Source organism: Ferrimonas sediminum (genome assembly GCF_900100175.1).
GTDB lineage: Bacteria > Pseudomonadota > Gammaproteobacteria > Enterobacterales > Shewanellaceae > Ferrimonas > Ferrimonas sediminum.
Genome location: NZ_FNEM01000036.1, coordinates 1 through 6302, shown reverse-complemented (window position 1 = coordinate 6302; position 6302 = coordinate 1). Strand labels below are relative to the sequence as shown.

The window sequence follows — 6302 nt, the reverse complement described above, 5'->3', positions numbered from 1 at the left end:
GCCACTGGATTCTTGCCTTCGCAAGAATGATCAAGAGCACAGCCACTGGGTACCCGCGTCCGCGGGCACGACGGATGGAAGGTTGGAGTTGCGGTGATAGCGACAGGTACCGATCTCTGCCGAGAGCTCTGAGCTAACGCTCAGGCTTTTTTCGTTTCTGAATTGGGAAAAATGCAGAGGGCTGCTCGGTAACCACTAACCCATCCAATTCCCATCGTCGCCCTTGCGAACGCGAGGGCCCAGCGTCTTTGGTTTTAAGTAGGCGCAGCAAAGCCACCGGCTACCCGTATGCGCGGGCACGACGGAGGAAAGCCCGCCGCCCTTGCGAACGCGAGGGCCCAGTGTCTTGGGTTTTGGTTGGGCGCAGCAAAGTCACTGGCTACCCGCGTGCGCGGGCACGACGGATGGAAAGCCCGTCACCCTTGCGAACGCGAGGGCCCAGTGTCTTGGGTTTTGGTTGGGCGCAGCAAAGTCACTGGCTACCCGCGTGCGCGGGCACGACGGATGGAAAGCCCGTCACCCTTGCGAACGCGAGGGCCCAGTGTCTTGGGTTTTGGTTGGGCGCAGCAAAGTCACTGGCTACCTGCGTGCGCGGGCACGACGGATGGAAAGCCCGTGGCCCTTGCGAACGCGAGGGTCCAGTGTCTTTGATTTTAAGTAGGCGCAGCAAAGCCACCGGCTACCCGCGTGCGCGGGCACGACGGGTGGAAAGCCCGTCGCCCTTGCGAACGCGAGGGTCCAGCGTCTTTGATTTTATTGCTTTACAGTCACTGGATTCTCGCCTTCGCAAGAATGACCAAGAGCACAGTCACTGGGTACCCGTATGCGCGGGCACGACGGATGGAAAGCCCGTCGCCCTTGCGAACGCGGGGGTCTAGTGTCTTTGATTTTAAGTAGGCGCAGCAAAGCCACCGGCTACCCGCGTGCGCGGGCACGACGGAGGAAAGCCCGCCGCCCTTGCGAACGCGAGGGCCCAGTGTCTTCAATTCTGTTGTTATCCAGGCTGCGGAACTTTGCCTGTAAGAGTGTTGTTACTGCTGGCAACGAACCAATAAAAAGGGAGCCGCCAGGCTCCCTCAGGTCATTGTTTCTGTTTTTCTGCGGCCTTACGGCGTGCATATTGGCTGGCGCCGGCCGGCGGCTTTTCGGGTATCGGCCGCCGCTTATCCAACAGGTGTTGAATCGCTTCAATGGGGTGCCGATAGAGCATCCTTGGCCCTGAATAGATCATCGCTTGCCGTGCCTGCTGCCGAGGTTCGGGCTTGTAACAGTGGATCGGACACCGGGCACAATCAGGTTTACTCTCTCCGTATGGGCAGCGATCCAGTTTCTGCGCGGCGTAATTCAGCAGTGACAAGCAGTCCGGGCACAGGCCATTGGTTCTCAGGTCTGGCTGGCAATGGCTGCTGCAGTAGATCTGCAACATGTGCTTGATGGTCTTATGCTCTTTGGCGAGTCGGCCGGTCAACAAAGAGTGGCTCATTGAAACAGCTCCAAAGAGGGCAGCGAGTGCCCTCGCAAATAATCGATTATGCGGTGGCCAGTTTCTTGGCGCGCTTCGCTGACCAGCTTGCTTTTACCATACCGAATAGGAACATGGCGATAAACATGCCGCCGATGGCAAACAGAATGTCACCGGGTACGCGCAGCCAGACAAACTGTCTAACCAGCTCGCTTTGTAACACTTCCGGAGAGCGGGCGAACCAGTATCCACTGTCAATGGCGGCAAAGAACTGGATGATGCCGACTGGGAGCAGTGACATCACCAGCATCGCCATCAGGCCAATGTTCATTGACCAGAACGCCCATTTCAGCAGGTTGTGGTTCCATCCCCGTCCTTTGCTCAGCCCCATCAGGCAGAACAGCATCAGGCCGATGCCCAGCATGCCATAGACTCCCATGAAGGCGCCATGGCCGTGTGCGGCAGTGGTATTAAGCCCTTGCACGTAGTACAGCGAGATGGGGGGATTGATCAGGAAGCCCAGCATGCCGGCGCCAAACATGTTCCAGAATGCCGTGGCAACGAAGAACATGATGGCCCATTTGTAGTTGCTCATCCAGCTGCTGGCATTGCGCAGTCGGTATTGTTCATAGGCTTCAAAGCCAATCAGCGCCAGTGGCACCACTTCCAGGGCGGAGAAGATGGAGCCCCAGGCCAGCACCGAGGTTGGGGTACCGGTGAAGTACCAGTGGTGGGCGGTGCCGATGATGCCGCCTGACAGGAAGATCAGGGTAGCGAACAGCACGGCACTATTGGCACTGCGGGCGCGGATCAGTCCCAGACGAACGAACATCAGGGCGATAACGGCGGTGGCAAAGGTTTCGAAGAAGCCTTCAACCCAAAGATGCACTACCCACCAGCGCCAGTATTCAGCCATGGCCAGATTGGTGTGCTTGCCCATCATCAGTCCGGCGCCGTAGAACAGGCCGATGGCGACCACGGAGATGTACAGCAACCAGATAACGGGCTTGTGATCGTTTTCCTGTTTCAGGGCCGGGCGGATGGCGGCGGTGACCAGGGCCAGCCAGATCAGCAACCCAACCATCAGCAGCATCTGCCAGAACCGGCCCAGATCGATGTATTCGTGACCCTGATGACCGAACCAGTAGCTGATATCGATATCCAGTACCTGTTGTACGGCAAACCACTCGCCGGCCATGGATCCCAGCACCACAATCAGCAACGCGACCCACAGTAGGTTAACGCCCAGTTTTTGCCACTTGGGCTCACGGCCGCCGGACAGGGCCGGGGCGATGTACAGGCCGGTTGCCAGCCACAGGGTGGCGATCCAGAACACGGCCAACTGAGTGTGCCAGGTACGGGTTAGTGAGTAGGGTAGGATCTCAGACAGGGGAATGCCGTAGAACTGCTGGCCTTCGACTGCGTAGTGAGCGGTGATGCCCCCCAGCACGATTTGAAGCATGAACAGGCCAATGGCTGTCAGGAAGTACTTGCCCACCGCTTTTTGTGACGGGGTTGGCTGGTGACTGAAGATGGGATCTTCTTTGGCCGGTGTCGGCAGGGGGTCGTGTTTCAGCGTTGAGTGGTACCAGGCCAGCGCGGCAACACCAAAGATCAGCACAACGACCGACAGGATGGACCAAACCGTGATGGAGGAGGTGGGGGTGTTGTCGACCAGAGGTTCATGGGGCCAGTTGTTGGTGTAGGAGACACCGGACTGGTCAGGGCGATCGGTGGCCGTTGCCCATGCGCTCCAGAAAATGAAGCTGGTGAGGTTCTGGCGACGGGTCAAGTCCGGCAGGGTGCCCTCTTTCATTGCGTACTGCTTACGCAGAGGCTGCATCTCTGGAGCATCGCCAAACAGGGCTACATAGTGTTGCTGCACTTGCTGAATGGCAGCCAATCGAGTGTCGGAGACCGTCAGGGTTCCGGTCTTGGCGTCATAGCGATTGGTGCGAATGTCACGCTTGAGCAGCGCCTGAAGTCCGGCTTGCTGGTCAATGCTCAACTGATCGTAGCCCAGGCCATACTGCTGGTCGGCGCGTATGGATAACCACGCCATTAATTCACGATGCAGCCAGTCGGCACTCCAGTCTGGCGCCACGTAGGAGCCATGGCCCCAGATAGAACCCAGCTGATGTCCCCCCATGGATCGCCATGCCATCTGGCCGTCTTGAATCTGTTGCTCGGTAAACAGAAGGGTGCCGGTTTCGCTGACAACCTGTGCGGGAATTGGCGGCATTTCACGATAGGTGCTGCTGCCCATGGAAAGTAACACGGTAAAAGAGGCGAGGCAGGATAATACCAAGGCCCAAAGGATGATTTTTTGTCGACTCATAGCCGTACCCATTGCGTTTGTATTGTGGTGATTGAAAACTGCAACCGTTAAGGTGCAACTCAAATGCATCTTATGGCTTTAAACCTTAGTAAAATACTCAAGTACTATCAATCGCTGGATCAGGCCGTGTATCGACATGAGATCGTGATCACGGTTTCGGGGGCATGGGATACCCAATAAGGAATAGTGCAGAGTGGGAGGTTGGTGAAAGCGCCGAGCACCCATAAGGCGCCCGGCGTAGAAGCTTACAGGGAGGGGTTGCTCTTGATGTTCACCGGCAGGGAATCAATGACCTGATCGGCTAAACCGGTACCGGCGGCTTGATAGATGTTATACACGCTGTGTACCCCCATCTCCTTTAGGGCTTCCTCCTCATCGGCGTATCGGACAATGGCGGTCACCTTACCGGAGTAGGCACTGGCAGCCAGCAGTTCGGCGGTGTGCAGGTTACCCTGGTGAGATGGCATGGCCAGTACAATCAACTCAATCGAACCACTTGGTACCAGCTTGTCCCAGAAGTCTGAGTCGGTACCATCGCCAAGTACAGCCTTGCGGCCGTCGCGATGGTGGCGTTCGATGATCTCCTGCTTGTGATCAATACCAAGGATGACATCCCCGTAGCTGCTCTTCAGCGAATCGTAGGCACCAGAGCCGATACGGCCCATACCAAAGATCACTACGCTGGGGTTGCCCAGGTGGATGGGTTGATCTTCCGGATGCAACCTCTCCCGTTGCAGGCCAGACAGTCTGGGAAGTAACAGATCATAGATCCGCAGTGCCAGTCTGCTGAGGGGGGCTGCCAATACGAAGCTGAAGGCCACCAACAGGGCGATGACTCTGAGCCAGCTTGCATCCAGCGAACCCGTGGCAATGGCCGCCGTCATGACAATCAGGCCAAACTCACTGAAGTTACTCAGGGTGATGGTGGCCATTACTGAGCTTCTTAATCGAAAACGATAGTAAGACAGCAGCAACAGGAACAGTGCCACCTTCACCGGAAGCAACAGCATTAATGCCAGTGCGGTAATCACCTCTTCCTGATTGGGAATGCCCTGCTGGCCTATGGTTAAGAAAAAGGCCACCAGAAACAGCTCCTTAAACAGGAACAGGGATTTGGACAGCTCGGACGACTTCCTGTGTCCGGCGAGCAGAATGCCCAATATCAGTGCGCCGAGATCCGGCTTCAGCCCGACCGCCTCAAACAGGGCGGCGCCGGGAACCAGAGCCATTGCCAGGCCAAACAGCACCAGCAACTCCCCATGACCGCAGCGCTCCATCAGTTTAAACAGCAGTGGACGCAGTAGCGGCAGTCCCAGAAGCAACAGAGCCCAAGGTGATGGCCATACCCCTTTGCTGGCTGTGAGGTAAATTACCGCAAAGATGTCCTGCATAATCAGAATGCCGATGGCGGTGCGCCCATACAGAGATTGGCTATCGCCGCTCTCTTCCAGAGACTTGATGGCAAAAACCGTACTGGAGAAGCTCAGGGCGAAGCCGAGAATGACCAGTTGTTGGTTGCCCAGCTGATCGAACATACCGATGCCGGTCAGAGCCAGCAACTTGATCAGGATGGCAGCCAGGCCAACTGTCGTCACCATATGGATGCTGGCACCGCCCCAGACTTCCGATCTGGTCAGGCTGGACAGATCCAGTTTGAGTCCGATGGCAAACAGCAGCAACAAGACACCGAGGTCGGCAATCGGGGTGAGAAACGTCAACTCCTCGACGCCGGCAGCATACAGGGCAAAGCCTGCTGCGAGGTAACCAATAAGTGGGGGCAATCCGATTCGAGTGGCACCAATGGCTAGAATAAGAGGGATGATAAGAAGTAGTGGGTCCATTGATGCCCTCCGTGGGTTGGTTATTGAGTCGTATTGTACCGCGTTCCGGTCGTAAAACCTGATAGCTCAGCCTTTGATGCTGTCGTAAATATCGAAAATAGCGGTAACTTTCCTCTTTGGTTCGATTTGGTCTCGGTAGTGGCCACTGTTGTTCTCGGTGCAAATAGACGGTGTATACCGATGAGAACCGCCCTAAATGTGGATAACTCTGTGTTTAAGCTGTGGTGTTGCGGTGGGTTTCGGCGGTTGGGAATAATATCGCGATTTATTGCCTTTTTGGCCTTGCGTTCCGGCGGGCGCTCCCTATAATGCGCTTCCTGTCGACGGGGCACAGCGGCTTACTGAGTAAGGCACTGAGCAACAATTCGACACTCGGAAAAGCCTTTGAAAATAACGCTTGACGGGGATTGAGGAAAGCGTAAGATACGCAGCCTCAGCAACGGGAACCACGGTTCACTTTGCAACGTTCTTTAACAATTAGTCAGACAATCTGTGTGGGCACTCGCGCAGGATTGATATCTCATATATCAATGTTGCACTGAGTGACTATAACAAGTTAATTCAGTAATTCATTGAGTCGATTCTTCGGAATCAAAAAACTTTTTAATTGAAGAGTTTGATCATGGCTCAGATTGAACGCTGGCGGCAGGCCTAACACATG

General features: G+C 55.9%; 3 protein-coding genes. All 3 read right to left on the bottom strand.

Annotated elements, in window-relative coordinates; all coding sequences use genetic code 11:
* Window positions 1–1081 precede the first annotated feature (1081 nt).
* A complete protein-coding gene (locus BLT77_RS19785) occupies window positions 1082–1483 on the bottom strand; it encodes a nitrous oxide-stimulated promoter family protein (protein WP_090368564.1) in 402 nt (133 codons plus the stop codon).
* Window positions 1484–1529: 46 nt separating this feature from the next.
* On the bottom strand, window positions 1530–3800 hold the full coding sequence (locus tag BLT77_RS19780; RefSeq protein ID WP_090368561.1) for a nitric-oxide reductase large subunit: 2271 nt from the start codon (window positions 3798–3800) through the stop codon (window positions 1530–1532).
* A 245-nt stretch (window positions 3801–4045) separates the two neighbouring features.
* On the bottom strand, window positions 4046–5641 hold the full coding sequence (locus tag BLT77_RS19775) for a cation:proton antiporter family protein (RefSeq protein WP_090368557.1): 1596 nt from the start codon (window positions 5639–5641) through the stop codon (window positions 4046–4048).
* Window positions 5642–6302: the final 661 nt, after the last annotated feature.

Bases quoted from the DNA above. Each gene is read 5' to 3' on its own strand.
- BLT77_RS19785 (WP_090368564.1), bottom strand. From the start codon at position 1,483: ATGAGCCACTCTTTGTTGACCGGCCGACTCGCCAAAGAGCATAAGACC.
- BLT77_RS19780 (WP_090368561.1), bottom strand. From the start codon at position 3,800: ATGAGTCGACAAAAAATCATCCTTTGGGCCTTGGTATTATCCTGCCTC.
- BLT77_RS19775 (WP_090368557.1), bottom strand. From the start codon at position 5,641: ATGGACCCACTACTTCTTATCATCCCTCTTATTCTAGCCATTGGTGCC.